This is a genomic window from Paenibacillus sp. 1A_MP2 (genome assembly GCF_052244825.1).
Taxonomy (GTDB): domain Bacteria; phylum Bacillota; class Bacilli; order Paenibacillales; family Paenibacillaceae; genus Paenibacillus; species Paenibacillus vandeheii.
Genome location: NZ_JBQQCS010000001.1, coordinates 6,504,183 through 6,524,645 on the forward strand (window position 1 = coordinate 6,504,183; position 20,463 = coordinate 6,524,645).

General features: G+C 48.7%; 19 protein-coding genes, 3 pseudogenes and 1 riboswitch. Of the genes and pseudogenes, 6 read left to right on the forward strand and 16 right to left on the reverse strand.

Annotated features, from left to right (window positions below; translation table 11 throughout):
* Nucleotides 1-201: 201 nt before the first annotated feature.
* Nucleotides 202-315, reverse strand: a riboswitch (TPP riboswitch).
* Between the two features lie 118 nt (nt 316-433).
* Nucleotides 434-1,177: an IclR family transcriptional regulator gene (locus tag ACTWJ7_RS31955; protein WP_024633007.1), complete on the reverse strand. Its 744-nt coding sequence runs from the start codon at nt 1,175-1,177 to the stop codon at nt 434-436.
* Between the two features lie 358 nt (nt 1,178-1,535).
* Between ACTWJ7_RS31955 and ACTWJ7_RS31960 the strand changes: the two genes are divergently transcribed.
* Nucleotides 1,536-2,564, forward strand: a complete 1,029-nt coding sequence (locus ACTWJ7_RS31960) for an alpha/beta hydrolase (protein WP_079348878.1) — start codon at nt 1,536-1,538, stop codon at nt 2,562-2,564.
* A 199-nt stretch (nt 2,565-2,763) separates the two neighbouring features.
* On the forward strand, nt 2,764-3,177 hold the full coding sequence (locus ACTWJ7_RS31965) for a DUF2935 domain-containing protein (RefSeq protein ID WP_443146239.1): 414 nt from the start codon (nt 2,764-2,766) through the stop codon (nt 3,175-3,177).
* A gap of 104 nt (nt 3,178-3,281) precedes the next feature.
* Here ACTWJ7_RS31965 and ACTWJ7_RS31970 read toward each other — a convergent pair whose 3' ends face one another.
* Nucleotides 3,282-3,410, reverse strand: a complete 129-nt coding sequence (locus ACTWJ7_RS31970; RefSeq protein WP_443146240.1) for a hypothetical protein — start codon at nt 3,408-3,410, stop codon at nt 3,282-3,284.
* A gap of 56 nt (nt 3,411-3,466) precedes the next feature.
* Between ACTWJ7_RS31970 and ACTWJ7_RS31975 the strand changes: the two genes are divergently transcribed.
* A complete protein-coding gene (locus tag ACTWJ7_RS31975) occupies nt 3,467-4,084 on the forward strand; it encodes a superoxide dismutase (RefSeq protein WP_443146445.1) in 618 nt (205 codons plus the stop codon).
* A gap of 186 nt (nt 4,085-4,270) precedes the next feature.
* Here ACTWJ7_RS31975 and ACTWJ7_RS31980 read toward each other — a convergent pair whose 3' ends face one another.
* From ACTWJ7_RS31980 to ACTWJ7_RS32015, 8 genes and pseudogenes are all read right to left on the reverse strand, one after another.
* Entirely contained in the window at nt 4,271-4,495 is a 225-nt protein-coding gene (locus tag ACTWJ7_RS31980; protein ID WP_024633003.1) for a hypothetical protein, read from the reverse strand.
* Nucleotides 4,496-4,565: 70 nt separating this feature from the next.
* Nucleotides 4,566-5,420 (reverse strand): lipoate--protein ligase family protein, encoded by an 855-nt coding sequence (locus ACTWJ7_RS31985; protein WP_301882376.1) that lies wholly within the window; start codon nt 5,418-5,420, stop codon nt 4,566-4,568.
* Nucleotides 5,421-5,679: 259 nt separating this feature from the next.
* Entirely contained in the window at nt 5,680-6,273 is a 594-nt protein-coding gene (gene folE, locus ACTWJ7_RS31990; protein ID WP_024633001.1) for a GTP cyclohydrolase I FolE, read from the reverse strand.
* Nucleotides 6,274-6,436: 163 nt separating this feature from the next.
* Nucleotides 6,437-6,712, reverse strand: coding sequence for a YneF family protein (locus ACTWJ7_RS31995; RefSeq protein WP_443146241.1), 276 nt, complete (start codon nt 6,710-6,712; stop codon nt 6,437-6,439).
* A 223-nt stretch (nt 6,713-6,935) separates the two neighbouring features.
* The gene (locus ACTWJ7_RS32000; protein WP_301882377.1) at nt 6,936-7,967 is read right to left on the reverse strand and encodes an HD-GYP domain-containing protein; all 1,032 of its coding nucleotides are present in this window, start codon (nt 7,965-7,967) and stop codon (nt 6,936-6,938) included.
* Nucleotides 7,968-7,982: 15 nt separating this feature from the next.
* Nucleotides 7,983-9,873, reverse strand: a pseudogene (gene queG, locus ACTWJ7_RS32005) (tRNA epoxyqueuosine(34) reductase QueG).
* Between the two features lie 178 nt (nt 9,874-10,051).
* Nucleotides 10,052-10,657 (reverse strand): signal peptidase I, encoded by a 606-nt coding sequence (gene lepB, locus ACTWJ7_RS32010; protein WP_024632997.1) that lies wholly within the window; start codon nt 10,655-10,657, stop codon nt 10,052-10,054.
* Nucleotides 10,658-11,076: 419 nt separating this feature from the next.
* Nucleotides 11,077-11,502, reverse strand: coding sequence for a GNAT family N-acetyltransferase (locus ACTWJ7_RS32015; RefSeq protein ID WP_024632996.1), 426 nt, complete (start codon nt 11,500-11,502; stop codon nt 11,077-11,079).
* A 537-nt stretch (nt 11,503-12,039) separates the two neighbouring features.
* Here ACTWJ7_RS32015 and ACTWJ7_RS32020 point away from each other — a divergent pair.
* Nucleotides 12,040-12,651, forward strand: a complete 612-nt coding sequence (locus ACTWJ7_RS32020) for a superoxide dismutase (RefSeq protein ID WP_024632995.1) — start codon at nt 12,040-12,042, stop codon at nt 12,649-12,651.
* A gap of 116 nt (nt 12,652-12,767) precedes the next feature.
* Here ACTWJ7_RS32020 and mutY read toward each other — a convergent pair.
* Together mutY and acpS are read right to left on the reverse strand one after the other, a co-directional pair.
* Nucleotides 12,768-14,119 (reverse strand): annotated as a pseudogene (mutY, locus tag ACTWJ7_RS32025) (A/G-specific adenine glycosylase).
* A 60-nt stretch (nt 14,120-14,179) separates the two neighbouring features.
* Nucleotides 14,180-14,599 (reverse strand): holo-ACP synthase, encoded by a 420-nt coding sequence (acpS, locus tag ACTWJ7_RS32030; RefSeq protein ID WP_285080317.1) that lies wholly within the window; start codon nt 14,597-14,599, stop codon nt 14,180-14,182.
* Between the two features lie 187 nt (nt 14,600-14,786).
* Here acpS and ACTWJ7_RS32035 point away from each other — a divergent pair, with 187 nt between their 5' ends.
* Nucleotides 14,787-15,602 carry an alpha/beta hydrolase family protein gene (locus tag ACTWJ7_RS32035; RefSeq protein WP_301882386.1) on the forward strand — a complete coding sequence of 272 codons (816 nt, stop codon included), beginning with the start codon at nt 14,787-14,789 and terminating at the stop codon, nt 15,600-15,602.
* Between the two features lie 94 nt (nt 15,603-15,696).
* Here ACTWJ7_RS32035 and nadE read toward each other — a convergent pair whose 3' ends face one another.
* From nadE to ACTWJ7_RS32055, 4 genes are all read right to left on the reverse strand, one after another.
* A complete protein-coding gene (gene nadE / locus ACTWJ7_RS32040) occupies nt 15,697-16,506 on the reverse strand; it encodes an ammonia-dependent NAD(+) synthetase (protein WP_024632991.1) in 810 nt (269 codons plus the stop codon).
* Between the two features lie 138 nt (nt 16,507-16,644).
* Nucleotides 16,645-17,079, reverse strand: a complete 435-nt coding sequence (locus tag ACTWJ7_RS32045) for a BrxA/BrxB family bacilliredoxin (RefSeq protein WP_053779648.1) — start codon at nt 17,077-17,079, stop codon at nt 16,645-16,647.
* A 169-nt stretch (nt 17,080-17,248) separates the two neighbouring features.
* On the reverse strand, nt 17,249-17,620 hold the full coding sequence (locus ACTWJ7_RS32050; protein ID WP_443146242.1) for an ATP-binding protein: 372 nt from the start codon (nt 17,618-17,620) through the stop codon (nt 17,249-17,251).
* A 26-nt stretch (nt 17,621-17,646) separates the two neighbouring features.
* A complete protein-coding gene (locus tag ACTWJ7_RS32055; RefSeq protein WP_443146243.1) occupies nt 17,647-18,933 on the reverse strand; it encodes a histidine kinase dimerization/phospho-acceptor domain-containing protein in 1,287 nt (428 codons plus the stop codon).
* A gap of 196 nt (nt 18,934-19,129) precedes the next feature.
* Between ACTWJ7_RS32055 and ACTWJ7_RS32060 the strand changes: the two are divergent.
* A pseudogene (locus tag ACTWJ7_RS32060) lies at nt 19,130-20,397 on the forward strand (NAD(P)/FAD-dependent oxidoreductase).
* Nucleotides 20,398-20,463 lie beyond the last annotated feature (66 nt).

Here is a 20,463-nt window from a genome sequence, read left to right on the forward strand (position 1 = left end):
GCAAATGAACTCTATCCCAGAAGCTTGGCAGATGCTCCCCGGTACTTTGCCCAAAAGCAGTTCTGGCAGCTTCTTCCGCCTGTTTACTATATAAAAAAGCCGGTTCCCAAGGGAACCGGCTTATGTCCATCACCAATAACGCACCTTATAAAGGCTCCATAGCGGAGCCCATCCATAGGTCACATCATGTGGTGTTCGTGGTCGTATCGCCGATTACTTCCCTACGCTGGTATGATCCAGATCAGGTGCAAAGGGTCCGGAATCTCATGCGATTCCGTCTCAGTCCGGACAATTCGGACTCCCCCAGTAACGTTAACAAGTTGCAGCATTTAAGCCGCAAATGCATATTCAATTATGCTGGCCCCGTTAGGCCGTCCATTACAGAGTAGCGCAACCGAATCATAAAAACAACCTTTATATTCAGAAAATAAAATCAGGATAACATGAGTCCCATCTGTGTAGCAGCCTCCTTCAGCACAGGTGCGTATTCATGCAACGTCTCCTGGGAAAGGCGACTAACAGGCCCGGATACCGACAAGGCAGCAGCGATGTTGCCTTTCCGATCCAGGATGGGGACAGATACTGCCGCAGCTCCCGGTTCACGTTCCTCATAACTTGTTGCGTAGCCATATTCCAGAATGTCTTTCATCTGTGCCAAATATACTTTGGGATCGATAAATACCGGCCATTCCGGTCCATTCATCAGATCTTCACGGTCTTCCTCGGTGGCAAAAGCCATGAGCACTTTGCTGGACGCTCCAACGGATAGCGGAAGTCTGACTCCCACCGGAGCCACCCGGCGAATCGCCTGATCACTCTGCACAGCTTGAATCCGAATCCGCTCACTGCCATCACGCAGATATAAGCTTACGGTTTCGCCCAGTCGATCCCTCAGCCGCTCCATCGCAGGAAGGAGCAGAATGGCAGGATCATCGCTGCGAGACATATGGGCAGACAGCTCCCAGATGCGTATGCCGAGTCGATACTTCTCGGTGGCTGCATCCCGGATCACGAACCCTTTCTCCTCCAAAGTAGCCATCAGACGATGGACTGTACTTTTGTGCAGACCGATCTGAGTGGCAATTTCCGTGAGTCCCAGATCACTGCGCGTTGTAAAACACAATAATATATCCAGCGCCCGCTCTACAGCCCGGACGGTTAACTTTCGGTCTTCCATGGCATATTGCCCTCCTCATGTTTCATCACATGAAACTTGGTTACATAAATTATATGAGAAACGGTCTCATCTGTAAACTAAAAAGCGCCAATTGGAAGAGAGATAATTGTAAATATTTTCTTTTTATAAATCAAAATCCCCTGCAATTTGCACCCTAAGGAAATGTTAACCATATATCTTCAGAACTATATAACAATTGCGTAACAAATGGCTCCAATCAATTGACTTTGACTATATTGGAACATACGATAAAGATATATTAAATTAAGATTTTGCTTCATACGTAGTCAGAAAAATCGTTTATCCGCTCTGTTCGTCTCGTTGTTATCTTCATTTGATTTTTAAAGGAGGGGCAATCATGTATCCGACATCCCAGAGCGAAGCCCCGCTGCAAACGAAAGTGTCAGATCTGCCTTCTTCGTTATCACCGAGGCTGATCCGGTTCAAACATATTGTCGTGGCGCTGTTGCTCTCCGTTGTATTTTTTCTGCTCTTTTGTTTCATTGCACTACACGGTTATATTGCTTGGGTATTATCCAATCCAACGGTAGCGCCTGTCTTCTCCAATCCCATGCAGGCCAAGAACATGAAGTATCAAGACATCACGTTTCCGGCAGCAGACGGCAGTCGAACAATGCAGGGTTGGTATATTCCGGCTGACGATAATGCAAACAAAACCATCATATTCAGCCATGGATATGGTGCGAATCGTGAAGAAACCTGGGTACCAATGTATGACCTTGCCCATTATGCCCATCAACTTGGCTTCAATGTGGTGATGTTCGATTACGGTTTCGCTTCCCAGGTGAACAAAGCTGTCGCTACAGGCGGCAAAGCCGAATCCCAGCAGCTGCTTGGCGCAATCCAGTTTGCGAAGCAGCGCGGAGCTCAGGAGCTTGTTGTATGGGGCTTCTCCATGGGTGCAGGTACAGCCCTCCAGACTGGGCTGATTACCAAAGATGTGGATGCGATGATTCTGGACAGCACGTTCCTGCTTGAGCCGGATACACTGTACCATAACATCCATAATCAGATTGATCTGCCGCGTCAACCTACGCTGCAGATTATGAATCTGCTGTTCCCCATTCTGAACGGGACCGGATTGCAGCAGATTCCGTATCAGGAAGTGAAAAAGGAAGATTATCCGTTCCCTATTTTCTTCATCCATGGTACCGAGGATGAGAAAGCTCCTTACCCGATTGCGGAGCTGCTCGCTGCCAACCAGACCAATCCGTATTCCGATGAATGGATTGTGGATGGTGCGCATCATGAGCTGATCTTCCGGGAGCATCCGAAGGAATACCTGCGTCGTGTCTCCACATTCCTGAGTCATGTAACGAAGACGAGCAGCGATGATGTGGAAAATACCAATGCCGGAGAATCGTGAAGATCCGGTAATTCAAGAGCTCCTATACGGGGCTCTTTTTTTGTGTACATAGGACAACATGACTGGAGAATATACTTTTGGGACGTAATTAAAGACAGCTCTAGCTTGTATATTACAAAATTGAGCGAACCGGGGGATCCAATTTTATTTTTACTGCTGGATCTAGATTTGAATCCATTTGAACGGAGGTTTACCACTTATGAATTGGTATGGATATGGACATCTGCTGCCTCTGCGGGTACTTGAAGAAGTTCGTTTCTGGAAAGAGCAAGAAAAGGAACATACGATTGTCATCAGTGCATTGATTCCTGATCTTGAACCCGCATATGTCCAATGGTTTGCAGAATGGGAAGCCATCTTTGAGAACAGCGAAAGAGTCGCGAATCAGCTGTTGAAGCAAATACTGCCGGGAACCCAGCCTCCTGCCCCTACATCATTCGCTGTATTGAACAGCTCGTGGCTGCGGCCTGCGCACAATCGCGAGAGTTCATTAGACAGCTATATGTCCTCCTGGAGCAAAGCACTGTTGTTCAGTCTGTCCCACTTGCCAAATTGGTTATTTTACATTTCATTCGCGAATCCGAGTATTTCCTGGGGGTACTCGAAACGCTGAAACAACATGGAGCTATGCGAGATTCGGTGTCTGAATCAACTTTTTCACTGGAACATATCCTTCAAACCTCGGGGCAACCGGCTGATTCCAACGTACACATTGCATCAACGTCCGTATCTGGACAGTCCAATCGTGAAGCTGTAGAAAATCCGTCTTCGGCTGTGGGAAAAGTCAACACCCTCATCCATCCGTACAGGCGCAGGCTTCAGCTGCTGTTCAGTCTCCCAATGCAAACGAAGAGGGCACACCCAACGCTAACACAGCGGTGGTCAAGGAGAAACCTGTGCCGATTGGCGGACACACACTGCCTCCCCTACCTTATGCCTACAATGCGCTGGAGCCGCATATTGACGAGATGACCATGCGCATACATCATGACAAGCACCATCAATCCTACGTCGATGGACTGAACACCGCAGAGAAAAAGCTGGCAGAATCGCGTAAAAAGAACAATTTCGAACTCATCAAACATTGGGAACGTGAACTCGCGTTTAATGGTGCAGGCCATTACCTGCATACGATCTTCTGGACGATCATGAATCCCAAAGGTGGAGGTAAGCCTTCCGGCATGCTCGCAGAACAGATCAAGCGGGATTTCGGCAGCTATGAGGCGTTCAAAAATCAATTCACCGAGGCTGCCAACAAGGTGGAGGGCAGCGGGTGGGCCATGCTGGTCTGGAGCCCACGGGCGCACAGATTGGAAATTTTGCAGGCGGAGAAACACCAGAATTTATCTCAGTCCGACATCGTGCCTCTCCTACCGCTGGATGTATGGGAACACGCCTACTATCTGAAACACCAGAATGAACGCAAAAAATATATCGAGGACTGGTGGCAGGTTGTTTATTGGCCAGCTGTGGCGGAACGCTACGAAACTGCGCGCAAGCTGTTATGGCCGCCGTATTAGGATTGTCGGGCTAAGCATAGTATCGGGGAGTGCTCTGGAGCGCATTGAATCCATGGTGCAATATGTTGATGTAAAGAGATATCTCCAGCTTAAAGACTGAAAGATATCTCTTGGATCGCAAAAAAAGCAAGCCTCTTGATTCAAGAAGACTTGCTTGTATTAGAATAATCTAGGAACCTCACGCCATTAAGAGGCGCAACCCTCACAGGCAACATAATTGTCGCCAACCTGTTTGCTAATCGCGATCAGATCGCCCAGCTTGATATCTTCCTCACCTGTAAATTCAAGATCAGCGATACGTGCAATGATCAGAGCAGCAGCTTCTTCTTTGCTTGTTGCCATTTGACTGAACTCAGACTTTTCGCCTGTGGAAATGACCTCATATAAATACGTATATCTTAATGTTTCCATGTAGACACTCTCCTTCCGAAATCACATCATATCATCTCTATTACCCAATTCCAAGTCCAAGCTTCTGAACCTAATCATAACGCAGCTTCATCTGCTCAGCCGTCCGTCTGACAGCTTCCTGATCCACGGTCAACACTCGGCTTGTCTCCGCCAGGGGAAAACGCTGACGCAGTGTGCGTACCAGCGAGGCTGTATACGCCGCAGTAGAAGGGACACCCGCCAGTTCCTGCAAACTCGCCATCGTTCCGGGCCGAACATCCGGATACCCTTCGTTGGCACCGTCTGCTGCGTCCTGATAGAACTGACGCACATCTGCTGCCAGTTGATCTCCTTGTCCCTCCACGATGATAAAGGCAGTAATAATATAAGCCTTGGCCTGTCTGCGCTGGGCAATACCACAGAATTTCAGTCCACCCACACTGACATCATAATCGCCAGGACAGAAAGCACCCTCGATCTCCCCCGTACGTGCCTGACTCGACCATGGTGTTAGCGATTCAGCGATCAATGAGGCCATCTCCCGGAAATCGTCGTGAATATTGATGGCACGTCCCGGGTTGGGCAGAATCAAAGACACGTTAACGACCCCTGGATTCAGGGGAACTGCTGCACCACCGGATGGACGAACACAGACCGCTGTGCCTTGGCTTCTCATGCGTTCCATAGCTTCTACGGCCTGTGGCAATCTCCTGTCTCGCAGTCCCGCTACAAAGGCATCTGGATGCCGCCAAATGTGAGCAACAGGCAACTGACCTTCTCCCACTCGGCGGCACATGACTTCTTCCCAGGCAAATGCTTCTAGTACACTGCTCCCGGGCCGCAGGAGCGGTGTCTCCCAAATTTGCAGACGCAATGATTGATCCAGTTGCAAATGCTGCTCTGCTCCCCGCGATCCGGGTTGATCTGAATTGGACGGTATACTCATATAAGATAGCCTCCGACTAAACTAATCTGGATGAACTGAAATAATTGGGTGATCCTTATGTATCTCCTTGTGTGAATGCAAAAGTAATATATAAATAAGCCGGTTCCCCAGGGAACACGGCTTATTTATGAAAGCTTCCATTGGCACAAGCATCTATTCTTCCATTTCAGTTCCAGCAAAATTGCCGAATGGAAACAACATAATTACACCAAAGGATTCAAATGCTTCTGGCTTGTCCAACGCGTGGAATGAGCCAATCTTAATCTTTCACCAGTGACAGGAACTCTGCACGCTGTGCCGGATTGTCACGGAAAGAACCTCGCACAGCAGACGTTACCGTCTTGCTGCCCGGCTTCTTCACGCCGCGGGAACACATGCACAAGTGCTCGCCTTCCACGACGACCATGACACCGTTCGGCTCTACCGCCTCAGTCAGAATATCGGCGATCTGTGAGGTAATGCGCTCCTGAACCTGCAGACGGCGGGTAACCGCCTCCACCAAACGGGCCATTTTGCTCAGTCCCACAATCTTGCCGCTCGGTACATATCCAATGTGCACCTTGCCGAAGAAAGGCGCCATATGGTGTTCACATTGGCTGTAATAGACAATGTCCTTCACAATGACCAGTTCTTCGTGATTCTCGTCAAACGTAACCCCAAGTACATCACGCGGGTCCACTTCATACCCGCCAAAAATCTCTTCATACATCCGGGTTACGCGTGCAGGCGTTTCCAGCAGCCCTTCACGCGTACTATCCTCACCGATCAATTTCAGGATCTGCTCAACGTGATACTCGATCTTCTCCCGATTGTCGGATACTTTTGAATTCAAATAATCTTTAACGCCAGCCACTGCCGAACGCCTCCTTTCGAACCACATGCTGTAAGCAACTATTCACTTCAGCATTATGCATAATTCGATTCTAACCACTCCCGGGTATAATATATAGATGAATAAACCATTTCGATCTATACATTCATGATTGGAAGTCGCTCTTTTGATTTATGCAAAATGCTCACTCACAGCTATTATTTTCGGCGGCCCGAGTTTTACGCGCAGGATGTTGCCCCGGCTGAGGCATCTTCGCGCCAGGCTGCTGGTTCTTCATCATCTGCTGGGCGCGCTGCATTTGCTTGCCATTCAGGTTGTAACCCATTTGCTTCGCCATCTTCTGGAGCATGTCGGGATCACTTTGCATTTTCTCAAGCTGCTTCCGCAAGTAGTATACCCCAATGAAAAATCCTCCGACCAGACCAACAATCAATGTAATAATCGGTATTGCTATTGCCATCTCTTAGACACCTCTGTATGCAATCTAAAAAGCCTGATGATTCGTGTCAGCACATGATGTTGAACGCTCACGATGCAAACATGACACGTACCGGATTTCCTGAAAGTTATCATAGCATTTCCGCACGCCTTGAGCAAACGGATTTTCCAGCTAACTGCTGAATTTAACATCCAGGAAACAGATCGAAAATATTCAGTAAATCTCTCAGCAACATCCGTTTAAGTTACATCAGGACCGCCTCTATGAAAACGGTTGTATGCTGAGCCAAGTCCACTTCAATCACATCCAGATCATAACGTGTACTGCCTCGCGCAACCCGGATGACTGGCCTGCCGGGCAATCCCCGGTGCTGACGTACAATGACTCCGGTCTCCCTAGTAGACAATCGAACTGCTGTTCCATTCGGATAAACGGACACACTCCGGTTGAATTCGATCAGAATATCACGATCCAGCTTCGTGCCAGACATCGCCATCATTTCTTCGCAAGCCTCATGTGGCAGCATACTTCGACCCGAAAGGCCATTGATCAGATTATCATACGTGTTAGCTGCACTGACGATTCTGGCGAACAGATGAATGTCCTTTCCCTTGATACCTCTCGGCAGTCCTGTACCATCTACATGCTCATGATGCTGCAATGCCGTATGTGCCACAAGCAGATTGAACTCCCGTTTGGACTTGATCAACTCGAACCCTCTCCACGTGTGATGCAGAGAAGAATTCGCTGCTGAACCGCTGCCGGGTGGCCCCTCCACTTTGCCGATGTCATGCAATAGGGCTCCGACAGCCAGATCCTTGAGCTGCGCATAGTTAAGCCCCAGATTCAGACCAATGACAGAAGACAGCAAACATACATTCATGGCGTGAACATACTGTGCGTTATCTTTGGTCCGAATATCTGTGAGCTGGACAAGCAATTCACGCCCGTTCAAAACATCGTTCAACAATTTATCTATGCTGATGACGACCTTCTTCGGGCTCCAGTCCTTCCCGGAACGAATAGATTCAAGTGTGACACTCATTTCATTAATTACTGCCTTTTTCGTGGCTTCATCCAGAATATCTTCTGTATCCACATCTTTATACGCTTCATCCTGGATGTACAGCATGGTCACGCCAATACGCTTCAGCGTATTAACCATAAATACGGTAAGCTGGACTCCGGCAGACAGCAATACCGTGCCGTTGCCGGAATATATGGTTTTACCCAGAAACTCCCCCGCCTCCACGCTCTCCACGTTAACATACTTCATGAACGTCCCCCGCTCTTACGATTGCTGCTCCAATGTGAGCAATTGCTCTTTGGTTTGCAGACCGCCTACATAACCCACCAGGGTTCCGTCTTTACCGCTGATGCGGTGACAGGGAATCATAATCGGAATCGGATTTTTGCTAATCGCGTCCAGAACTGCTCGAACAGCTTTGGGCCTGCCGATGATTTCCGCAACCTGTTGGTGTGTTGAGGCCTCTCCATAAGATATATCGGACAGGACTTGCCATACTTGTAGCTGGAATGGTGTTCCAAACAAATCGAGCTTCAGTTCAAACGCTTTTCGTTCTCCTGCAAAATACTGCTTCAGCTGCTGTGCAGCTTCACTCAGCTTCTCTTCATTTTTCTCATATCGATATTCCCCAATCCAGGTACGGGCCCATTGTTGCAGATGCGCCTCGCGCACATGGAAAGCACCAAAATCAATGTGACACAGCCCCTTATCCGTAGCACAGAGCGTAAGTGTTCCGATCGGTGTCAGCACCTCATCGTAATATACGGGTGTACCATGCAGACCTGTTACGGCTGACGGTTTCCATGCTGCAGCTTCCGGTTTGGCAGGCTCCTTAGCCTGCCCGTTCTCCTGTTCGGGTGCCTCTTCCGTTACCTGATTTGGCTGCTGCCCATCCAATTGGTTAAGCTGATTATTCTGTTCCTTCTGATCCTCAGGCTTATTGTTGCTCGATTGCTCTGCCTGAGGCTTATCGGGTAAGGTCGCGGACGAACTCAGTCGTTCCTTGGCCTTCTGCAGCATGCTTAGCACGTTCCCATCTTGTTCGTTAGCGGCAGCTTCCCCAATAGCTCTCATTGCGTCTTCTCCTCCAATTCTGCTCAGCGCCCAGGCTGCAGTTCCCCGCAGCTCGGGACGCGGATCACGCTTCAGTACCTCCGTTAGTTTCGGTACAGCGGTTTTGTCTTTGAAATTGCCCAGGGCAATCACGGCGTTGCGCTGGATTGGCTTCTTGCCCCGCCAAGCGGCGGAGCTTTGGCCAAAGCGCTCTTTAAATTCACGGTTACCGATGTCGAGCAGCGGTATCAGCAAAGGTTTTACAATCTCCGGATCGGGATGAAACTCGGGATGGTGGTCCCAATTTTTACCCCGATTCTTCGGACAGACAATCTGACAGGTATCACAACCGTACAGGCGATTGCCAATTTTCAGCATAAATTCTTCATCAACGAAGCCTTTCGTCTGGGTCACAAACGATATACAGCGCTGTGCATTCAGCTGTCCTGGCCCCACCAATGCTCCTGTTGGACAAGCATCAATACACTTCGTACACTCACCACAATCCTCGGTCACCGGGTTATCTGGCTGAAACGGAATATTGGTTACCAGCTCCCCGAGAAAGATCCATGAACCGAATTTCGGCGATATAATGGCACAGTTCTTGGCACTGAATCCAATCCCCGCACGCTGGGAAACAGCCCGGTCCACCAATGCCCCGGTGTCTACCATACTTTCGATCATCGCTTCAGGTACGCGCTCACGTATAAAATGAACCAGCTTGTCCATCGCAGCACGCAGAACTTGGTGATAATCCTGCCCCCAGGCAGAACGTGCCGAAAATACCACGGTAGGCGCCCGGCTCCGACTTCGGCGGATTGATCATCTTCGAAGGATAAGCCACGGCTATCGCAATGAGCGAAGCAGGCTCGCCGTCCTTCAACTCGGGACGCACCCTTTTCTCAATGTCAGGCTCCTCAAATCCGGATTCAAACCCTTTAGCCCGATGCTGCTCCAGAATAGACTTCAATGTCACGAAAGGCTCTGCCGAGGCAAACCCAATATCATCAATGCCCATCTCGGGAGCGGCTGCCTTAATCTCTTGTTTTAACTTCTCCCATACAGCTGCCGCATTTGCTGCTCCGGTCTGTGCACTCGTCATATCTATTCCCTCTCTTCTTCCAACGCTAATTCCGTAAATAGTGAACGCCCGCCTCAGGTGGGAGGACAGGCGCTGATTTCGATATACAAGTCGGACATACCGGAGCTAAAAGAAACCGAGTCTATATCGTTTAACGCAAAATGCAGCGCGAAGTTGTTGTCCTTGTCCTGCTAACATTTTACAGTTTTTTAATTTCCGAGAACGGCCAAAAAATAAATTCCGCCCTGCCTACAATTTCACTGGATGTAATGCTTCCAAACACACGACTATCCTTGCTCTTGCCCTCATGACGGTTATCTCCCATCACAAAGTAATGATCCGCTTCCAGCGTAATCGGTCCAAAATCAGGGTCCTGAACCTCCGTATCCGTGTACGTTTCGGCTTGCTGCTCCCCATTTACGAACAGATGGTGATCCCGCACTTCAACCGTATCCCCGGGAAGTCCAACAATCCGTTTGACCAGAAAATCTTTTTTCTCTACACCTTCACTTGGATCACGAAGCACAATGACATCCGATCGGGACGGTGTCCCAAAATCATATACAATTTTATTCACAAACAGACGGTCTCGCTCCACCAGCGTGGGCTGCATCGATTGACCTTTGACCATTGAGAGATTAAATACAAACAGGTTCAGCAGCATCATGATCACAAAAGCTATCACAATGGTTTTCACCCAGTCCCAAAGCTCTGCACCCCAGGATTTCCCCGGTTGATCAGGCACTCCTGGCCCGTTTCGTTCCTTGGAAGCCACATGCTCCGTTGAAAGGTTATTGGAGTTCAAAGAGACACCTCGTTTATCAATTTTGTTAGAAAAACGTCTATCGATGTACTTTCAAGAAAGAAAGACCGCATAGTGAATGTTTTTCTTAAAATATCAGGAAGCTCTTGCTCCGCGTTTATATGTTCTGATATTACCAAAATCGAGTGATCATAATCCTTTTAATTCTACTTCATTTGCAAGGGTGAAACAATTGGTTATGAGCACCAGCACCCCTAAAAGGGTGAATAACAACGCGAATCAAGTAGTTAAACTGGGCATTAAGTTAAATGTAATAGCGTTCAGAAGTGGCGAAAAAAGGGGAATAATCGGTGAATAACACCCATATAAATAGAAAGGCATATCCCTCACGTTGTTACACGCTGAAAGATACGCCTAATATGAAATGAAAATCTGTTATATTTCTTTATTAACCATACAAACTAAGCTTTGGACAAGATACTGAGTTTCTGGAAAGCGCTCATAATCTGATTGGCACCGTAACCCATTGCTTCATATAGAGGCATGGCTACTTTGTTGTGCTCATCACCCGCCACCCAAATTTGACTGACTTTACGCTGCTGGAACCGTTGTTCCATGGCCTCGACAAGTTTTTTGCCGACTCCGCGGCGACGATAGTCTGGATGGACCGCAATACGATAGATGCATCCCTGGTTGTGGTCAATCGTACCGATCAAAGCGCCGACGAGGTCTCCCTCTTCTTCCGCAACCATGATCAGGTCAGAATCCCATGACAATTGACGGGCAAACGGGCCCATCGTGTTCTCATAACACTCTTCCGATAGTGCAACCTGGAGAAGCTCTGTCATCTGGCTTGCATCACTCAACTGAAAGGAACGAACGTGCATGTCTTAAATCTCCCTTTTCGTTAGCTTAGATGAGGTTTTACAAAAAGGGGCTCCCCTTTTTACCAAAAACCCAATGTTCATATAATGACAAAAAACGAGAAAATACCGCTTCTTCGTCAATTAAACCATACTTTACGCCATAAAACACGCATTTTCTTTTGAAAGCGCTTAATTGTAACCGTTTACATCCGGATATTAAACTTTTCCTCTATTTCGATCTCCAAAATCACATAAATAGTTTCATAATGGGTAAAATATGTTTGTTATCTCTAACCCATAAATGGATTAACGTCTGGGGGACTTAATAAACAAAAATGTTGCTTAATTAGCCCGGATGCGGTTTAATATTAGTGACAAGGGTATTATTACATATGTACCTGGGCAATTTGCATAAATCCTATGAGCGACTTTCATTCAACAAGATATAGATCGAAGTGATATTATTTCGTCTAAAACTTGTACCGGGAGCGCTTCGAATTGAATTATGCATAATGCTGACCTTAACAAAAATTCAAAAATCTCAGGAGGTATTTCACTATGACTTTTCAATTACCAGCACTTCCTTACGCTAACGACGCACTGGAACCACATATTGATGCGCAAACGATGGAAATCCACCACGATCGCCATCACAATACTTACGTAACGAACTTGAACGCAGCTCTGGAAAGCGCTCCTGAACTGCAAGGAAAAAGCTTGGAAGATCTGATTGCTAACCTTGACAGCGTACCTGAAGGTATCCGCACAGCGGTTCGCAACAATGGTGGCGGACACGCTAACCATAGCCTCTTCTGGGAAATCATCGGACCTAATGGCGGCGGCGCTCCTACTGGCGACATCGCAGCAGCAATCGATAGCGAACTGGGTGGCTTTGACAAATTCAAAGAAGATTTTGCAAAAGCAGCTACAACTCGTTTCGGTTCCGGCTGGGCCTGGCTCGTAGTTGGCAAAGATGGCAAATTGTCCATCACTAGCACACCTAACCAAGATAGCCCTCTCTTCGAAGGTCTGACTCCGGTTCTGGGTCTGGATGTATGGGAGCACGCTTACTACCTGAAATATCAAAACAAACGTCCTGACTACATCGGTGCTTTCTGGAATGTAATCAACTGGGATGAAGTAAACAAACGTTACGCTGCAGCGAAATAAGACTGCTGGCATAATAGAAGAGCCTGACTCGGTCAACGCGACCGGATCAGGCTCTTTTTTGTGTGCTTTTGTTTGCTTCACGTCAGTTCATTCAATGTACATATGGTACGCGCTCATTATTCATTAACACCGTCATAAGCCCCGGCAAAATAACTGCTGATCAGCTTCAGGAAGATGTTCGGGAATGCCATCTTATCCATATCTTCCGGACCAATCCAGCGGTAGGTCAGGTCATCGCCTTTGCCAGTCAGCGTAAGCTGAGCCTCATCTGCCGCTGGAGATTCATCCAACAGGTTCGCATCTTCCGATGGGTTGGAGAGCAGAGAAGTAATCGAACGGAACTGCTCCGAGTGAGTTGTTGCCAACTCAGACGCAGCAGACGCTGAGGATGAGTGATCGCTCGCAGCAGCCTGTGCGTCGTAGGCGGCTCTGGCTTCCGCAGCGATCAGCGGAAGCTCGTTACTCTGGTCCTGCTCGGTGCATTTGTACACCTGCAGGCTCCAGACAATATGGCTGAACACATGCTCCGCATGGGTAGCCAGCCCTTCCGGGCGGGCAGCGAAGCCTTCCGCCCACAGACTGCCGGCCAGCAAAGCCATGGCCGGCTCATCGGCCAGCGGCCCCGCCGCCTTGCCGGCTGCGGCGGGCGCCGCCAGCACATGCGGCAGCTCCCACATACGGGCCAATAGGCCCGTCGCTGGGCGCTGGCGCACAAGCACACGGCCGCGATGAGCACCGCGGCCCTCCACAATGGCGACCAGCCGCTGCTCAGGGCGCGGCGGCTTCGCCTTGGTCTTGACCGGCAGCGTGAGCTCCCGTCCGGCGATGCGGCCGGAACATTGCTCCATGACCGGGCAAGTCAGGCAGTGCGGCGCTTTGGGCGTACACACCAGCGCGCCAAGTTCCATCAGCGCCTGATTGAAATCACGCGCACGCCCTTCCGGAATGAGCTCTCCCGCGAGCTCTTCCATCAACACCCGGGTGCTGCCCTTCATAATATCCTCATCAATGAGGAAGTATCGGGACAGGACCCGCATCACATTGCCATCCACCGCTGGCTGCGGCTGGTTGAAGGCAATGCTGAGATGGCCCCGGCTGTATACGGGCCCACGCCTTTTAACGCAAAGACTGCCTGCTTGTCCTGCGGCATCTCCCCGCCATGCAGCTCCATGACTTGTCTGGCAGCTGCCTGAAGATTACGGGCACGCGAATAATATCCGAGTCCTTCCCAATTTTTCAAAACATCTTCTTCCGGTGCCTCAGCCAAAGCCTGTACGGTCGGAAAATTCCCGATAAAACGGTTGAAATACGGGATCACCGTATCCACCCGAGTCTGTTGCAGCATAATTTCCGATACCCAAGTAAAATAGGGGTTGTTGTGGCGACGCCACGGCAAATCCCGTCGGTTGACCATATACCAATCCAGCAAATTCACACTGAAATGTCGTTTCTGTTCCAATAAACCCATATTCCCGTCCTCTCCTGTTACCGTGCTTACATGCTTAAATTCTTACACATTCCATCATGGTTACTGTTCAGATCCAGACAACGTCTTCTCCATCTGTTCCACAATAGCAAAGGCCGCAGCCAGCTCCGTCTGGTGTGTAATGCTCAAATGAATGTCATACTGTTGGCCGTATGGCAGTTGCAGTCGTTCCCATGCCTCAGCAGACAGCGTGGCAACGGGACGTCCTTTCTCATCAGGCAGTACTTCAATGTCGGTAAAACTCATCACGCTTCCAATGCCGCAGCCAAACGCCTTGGACACTGCTTCCTTTGCGGCGAAGCGGCCGGATACAAACTCGACCCTCCGTTTTCCCCGATGATCCGCAATCTCCCGCTCGGCATGTGTTAAAATTCGCTTCATAAACGCTTCCGCGTGGCGACCGGACATCAGCTTGCGCATGCGTCCAATCTCCAGCACGTCGTTTCCAATGCCATATATCATCAAAGCTTCACCCGCTTAATCATTTATGCTGTAAACGATCTCCATTCGGTCATATGATCCGTAACTTATCCGAACACGTATTCTATTGTAGCAGGAGGGGCGTACGGATGCGAGTACCTTCGTCCACATTACCATTTATGTTAAAATATGAATCGGGAATAGTATGAAAATTGAGGAGGAATAAGATATGTCCACAGCATTTGAACTGCCTGCTGGCGGGGATGCCGTCATTCGCGGAAATATATTCACTGCGCGGCAACCCGCTCAAGGAATCATGATCCTGGCTCACGGTTACAAAGGCTTCAAAGACTGGGGCATGTTCCCCTACGCTGCATCCCAGCTAAGCGAGAATCATCACGTCCTGACCTTCAATTTCTCTCACAACGGCGTTGGAGAAGATCTGGAGCAATTTTCTGAACTTGAAAAGTTTGCAGTCAATACGTACAGCCGGGAGCTTGCCGACCTGGCAACGCTGCTAGACTATGTGTCCACACAGCCAGAGCTTAACGAACTGCCGGTAATTCTGATTGGACATAGCCGCGGTGCAGGCGTATGCCTCGTGTACGCGCTGGATCATCCCGAGCAGATTGCGGGCGTTCTATCCTGGAACGGCGTAACTAACCTGGATCTTTTTACACCGGAGCAAAAAGAGGAAATGCGTACCTTTGGCCGCAGCCATGTCACGAACGGCCGAACAGGCCAGCAGATGCCACTGGATGTATCCATTCTGGAGGATTTGGACAAGCACAAGGACCGCTATGCCATCATTGATCGTTTGTCTGCCTCACCTCTACGTGTAGCACTTATTCAAGGAACAGAGGATGGCCAACGGCTGCGTGACGGCTCGGCCGCACTGGTTCAGGCTCGTCCGGATGTCCCGTGGTACCAGATCCCTGGAGGAAACCACACGTTTAATACGGTACATCCATTCAAAGAATCGACTCCACAGCTTGAGCAGGCGATCACCGAAACCCTTCGCCAGATCGAGGCCTGGAGTAAGTAGTTCCTGCATAACAAAAGAGTCGCTGCCTTATGCAGTGACTCTTTGCTGTTTAGATGCTTGCATTGTCCATATCATGGTATGCTTGCCATCCATATTAGATGCCAGGAATGGCATTACGTTTGTGATGTGTACGCTTGTAAAATGCTTCAAGACGCTCCTGTGCAGCCGGATCGATCTGTTTGCCCTCCAGATAGTCACTGTTCGCTTCATACGAAATGCCCAGTTCATCTTCATCGGTCTGGCCTTCCCAGAGTCCTGCTGATGGAGCCTTGTCCAAAATGGCCTGTGGCACGTTCAAATACGCAGCCAGCTGACGCACCTGACGTTTGTTCAGGGTGCTCAGTGGTGTAATATCAACGGCGCCATCGCCCCATTTGGTGTAGAAACCAGTGATGGCCTCAGAAGCATGGTCTGTCCCGACAACCAACAGATTTTCCTCAAAGGAGAGAGCATATTGCATCACCATACGGGTTCTCGCTTTCACGTTCCCTTTGCCTTGGTGAGTCATGTGACGCGGGCTCCCCATGGATTTGAAACCTTGCTCCACTTCGAGTGCAATCTCGTTAACTGCATCTTCGATGTTTGTTTCCACAACATGCTTCAGGTCATAGGCTTTTGCCACAGCATAGCTATGGTCAATGTCCGACTGCTCACCGTAAGGCTGGAATACACCCAGTGTTTTGTATTCCTTGTTCTCCTCTGCTGTAAGCTCGTCCGTTGCTTTTTTGCAAAGCGCCGTAGCTACAGCGCTGTCAATCCCGCCACTGATCGCGATGAGCAATCCTTTGGAACCGGCATTTTTCACATACGTTTTGAGAAAGTCAACGCGCTTGCGCACTTCCTCTTCTTCATTAATGCTTGGTTTAACCTTCAATTCAGCGATGATCTGTTGTTGCAAACTCATCGTTCACACACCCCGTTTCTAAATTAATGAAATTTGATGTCCATTTTGAAAGGTCCGAATGGTTCAATAACCTTATTCGCTCAAAATGAAACGCCCCGGCATCGGTCATCCGAAAGGCGGGGCGTTTGCTTGAGCTAATTAACGGCAGTAACGGTCAAACACACTTGTGAGCTCAGCCGCGATTTCCTCTGCAGAACGGTCTTCCACTTGATGACGCTCAATAAAATGAACGAGTTCTCCGTCTTTCATCAAAGCGATGGAAGGTGAAGATGGAGGATACGGTGCAAAGTATTCACGTGCTTTTGCTGTAGCTTCCTTATCCTGACCGGCAAATACCGTGTACAGGTGGTCTGGTGTAATATCATGCTGAAGTGCTTGGGATACACCTGGACGGCATTGACCTGCGGCACATCCGCAGACCGAGTTAATAACAACCAGAGCGGTTCCTTTGGCATCCGGCAAACTTGCTTCAACCTCTTCTGGCGTACGCAGCTCCTGAATTCCCAAACGAGTCAAATCATCCCGCATCGGTTGAACCATATCTTTCATGTATTGATCAAATGACATAGACATTTCGGTTTCACTCCTTAAACATGTAGGTTCTATTATTTAAAAAATTAAATGCTTTTGTGCTATTCCTATTATACATCGCTAATCAATGAAAGCAAGGTTCAAAGACCGCCTGCGGAAAGGCTTCTTCTACAATATTATGTCTCAATCCTTGGCAAAACATGCTTGAAGTTCAGCGTTGGAATGCAACCTTGAACGTTGTACCCTGACCTTCCTCCGATTCGACGGTAATGGTTCCGTTATGTCGTTCAACAATGCTTAGACACATGGATAATCCCAGTCCGGTTCCTTTGGCTTTGGTCGTAAAAAAAGGTTCGAACAGCTTCTCCTTTTTCACTCTGGGTATACCCGGGCCTGTATCTCGTACACACAGCTCCACCGTGTCATCCACCAACCGGGTCTCCAGTGTAAGCACGCCTTTTTCATTCATGGCTTCCATCCCGTTGCGAGCCAGATTAAGTACCACTTGTTTGATTTCCTTTGAATTCAGATGTAGCTTGGGCACATCGTGAGCCAGCATAAATTCAATACTCTGACCTCGCAAATTTGCATCCGCCCATAACAAAGGACTTAGTTCATGAATGATATCATGCAGCTGAGATTCTTCTTCTCGGCAATTCTATTCTGCGCCAATGATAGAAAATCATTAATAATGCTGTTTGCCCGATCAAGCTCTTCCAGCACGATCCGGTAATAGTGATCCAGGGATTCCGGGCTCTTTTCCTGCATTAATTGAAGAAAACCACGTACAACCGCCATTGGATTTCTTACCTCATGGGTAATACTTGCGGCCATTTGTCCGACAAGACTGAGTCGATCCACATTATCGAGCTCGCTTCGCAGCATTTCAAGCTCAGTAATGTCCTGAATGATCAACATGGCTCCTATAGCCTCTCTTGGTTCTGGGGATAATGCGTAAATAGGAACCGTCCGGGACTGGAACACGTTTGAGCCATAACGCACTGTCAGCCCACTCACTTCTCCATGAACAATGGCTTTGCGAATACTGTTCTCCATCTTGTCTGCCTGAGCTTGTTCGACAAACTGGCTAGCGGGTTGCCCAATCAAATCAGGTGTTGTTGTGCAGGGCAGTTGATCCCTCGCCGTTTGCTCCATGGTATCATTCACGAACTGCACGGTCCCCTCCCTATCTACGGTAGCTATGGATAAAGGAACAGCATTCAGAATTTGGTTAAGCTTTTCCGTTTCGGCTATGTATCGATGATGAACTTCGGACAAATGCTGCTCCAGCCCCCTGTGATGCTGCATCTGTTCAATCCAGAGCATACTAAGACTTCCGGCGAGGATTGCACCGATCGTGTATCCCAGAGTTGGCAATAGCCCATGTACTATTGAGAATGTTGTTTCAATGGATAGGATATATAGCAGACTGTCCACAACCAGCTCTGCCGTTATCAAGGCGATAACTGTTCCCATTTTGCGTGAACGTGTATAATGCTTGAATCGTTTGGCTGACAACCATACAATAGGATAGAGAAGAATGCCCGTTTGAAATAGAAATCCGTACAAATTATAGGGATGCGCAAAGAGAAAATAGAAGAGTATCTGGAGAAGAGACAGCGTTAGGCCTACGCGGGGCCTGCAATACAATATGACGAGCGTCAGGGGCACAATGCCCAAGGAGATGGGAACGGATACTGGGCTTCCATAGAGAGCAAAAAGCAGACACAGTAACATGCTCACCACACTGGTCGCGGCAAAACTGGTCAGTATCATCCTGTGATATCCTGCCTTGGCGACCGTTTGCTTGGAGAGCCCCAAGTGCAATAATGGAATCAGGAATACCGCAGCTCCTGCAAGCAGTATTTGTAAAAGAATGTCCTTCAACGCAACCACAATGCCATCTCCCTCCTCTGCCTGCACATTCCCTTATGTATTTCTGATTAAAACATAGGCGACAGTATATTACAATATATCCCTTAAGACTGCATAATAGAACTGCTAATACATTTGTATTGTTTCATAAACAGGCAGGAGTAGACAGCTTTTTCGGAAATCAGACAAAATCAATGAAAAAAGAGGGTAATAACGCATGTATGATGTCATTGTAATTGGTGGTGGATCTGCGGGCCTTATGGCCTGTGTTGCTGCTGCCGAGCATGGAGCCTCCGTGCTTCTGCTGGATAAAGGAGATCAACTCGGCCGCAAACTCGGGATCTCTGGTGGCGGTCGCTGCAATGTGACCAATGCCAAGGAGACGGATGAACTGATCCGGCATATTCCGGGCAATGGACGCTTTTTATATAGTTCATTTCAGAATCTGGACAATCAGGGAATTATGCGTTTTTTTGAAAATCTGGGTATTGCCCTGAAAGAGGAGGATAACGGGAGAATGTTCCCGGTAACCGATAAAGCCAAAACGGTGGTAGATGCGTTGGTAGGCAAGATCATTTCCCTTGGGGTTGAGATTCGCACCAAACAGCCGGTTAAGGAATTGATTCAGAACGGTCAACACGTGCAGGGCGTGAAGCTGGCATCTGGTACAACCGTGCTTGGACGCTCTGTTATTATCGCTACCGGGGGCAAATCGGTCCCCAAACCGGCTCAACCGGGGATGGCTATCCTTGGGCTGAAGCGGCTGGCCATACGATTACGGAGCTATATCCGACGGAAGTGCCAATTGTGTCTGGTGAAAGCTGGATTCAATCCAAAGAATTGCAAGGCTTGTCCTTGCGGAATGTGGGGTTATCTGTTCTGGATGCCAAAGGCAAATCGGTTATCTCCCATCGCGGAGATATGATCTTCACCCATTTTGGCCTATCCGGGCCGATTGCGCTTCGTTGCAGCCAGTTTATTCGCAAAGTGCAGATGAAATCCGGACAACCACAGGTCACGATGAGTATTGATCTGTTCCCGGATCTGTCTGCCGGCGCTTTGGAAGCCCAGGTTCAGCAGGTGCTGGAGCAGGAATCCCGAAAGGCTGTCAAAAACATACTCAAAACATGGGTTCCTGAACGCATGATTCCATTGATGATGAAGCGTGCAGAGATCAGCGAAGACCTCACATTCCACCATTTTCCCAAAGGTATGTTAACTACGTTAGTGGGGTTGATGAAGGCTTTTACCTTCCGCGCAGACGGTACACGTTCTCTCAAGGAGGCCTTTGTAACTGGCGGGGGAATTCACTTAAAGGAGATATACCCAAAAACAATGGAATCCAAGCTGCTGCCGGGGCTATTCTTTTGCGGTGAAGTCCTGGATATTCATGGCTACACGGGAGGCTACAATATTACCGCTGCCTTCTCTACGGGGTATACGGCGGGTATGCATGCTGCAGAATATAAAAACAATCGCTCATAACATGAACCTACGATGTTGATGGACGGATTCACGTTCCACATCAGCTAAGGTCAATAAGAGTATTAA

Excerpts from the sequence above, each read along its gene's own strand:
- acpS (WP_285080317.1), bottom strand. The coding sequence starts at position 14,599 with ATGATATATGGCATTGGAAACGACGTGCTGGAGATTGGACGCATGCGC.
- ACTWJ7_RS31980 (WP_024633003.1), bottom strand. The coding sequence starts at position 4,495 with ATGGAAACATTAAGATATACGTATTTATATGAGGTCATTTCCACAGGC.
- ACTWJ7_RS32015 (WP_024632996.1), bottom strand. The coding sequence starts at position 11,502 with ATGCACGTTCGTTCCTTTCAGTTGAGTGATGCAAGCCAGATGACAGAG.
- ACTWJ7_RS31995 (WP_443146241.1), bottom strand. The coding sequence starts at position 6,712 with ATGGCAATAGCAATACCGATTATTACATTGATTGTTGGTCTGGTCGGA.
- ACTWJ7_RS31985 (WP_301882376.1), bottom strand. The coding sequence starts at position 5,420 with ATGAGTATACCGTCCAATTCAGATCAACCCGGATCGCGGGGAGCAGAG.
- nadE (WP_024632991.1), bottom strand. The coding sequence starts at position 16,506 with ATGAGTTTGCAACAACAGATCATCGCTGAATTGAAGGTTAAACCAAGC.
- ACTWJ7_RS32045 (WP_053779648.1), bottom strand. The coding sequence starts at position 17,079 with ATGTCTATGTCATTTGATCAATACATGAAAGATATGGTTCAACCGATG.
- ACTWJ7_RS32035 (WP_301882386.1), top strand. The coding sequence starts at position 14,787 with ATGTCCACAGCATTTGAACTGCCTGCTGGCGGGGATGCCGTCATTCGC.
- ACTWJ7_RS31955 (WP_024633007.1), bottom strand. The coding sequence starts at position 1,177 with ATGGAAGACCGAAAGTTAACCGTCCGGGCTGTAGAGCGGGCGCTGGAT.
- ACTWJ7_RS31960 (WP_079348878.1), top strand. The coding sequence starts at position 1,536 with ATGTATCCGACATCCCAGAGCGAAGCCCCGCTGCAAACGAAAGTGTCA.
- ACTWJ7_RS31965 (WP_443146239.1), top strand. The coding sequence starts at position 2,764 with ATGAATTGGTATGGATATGGACATCTGCTGCCTCTGCGGGTACTTGAA.
- ACTWJ7_RS32020 (WP_024632995.1), top strand. The coding sequence starts at position 12,040 with ATGACTTTTCAATTACCAGCACTTCCTTACGCTAACGACGCACTGGAA.
- ACTWJ7_RS32000 (WP_301882377.1), bottom strand. The coding sequence starts at position 7,967 with ATGAAGTATGTTAACGTGGAGAGCGTGGAGGCGGGGGAGTTTCTGGGT.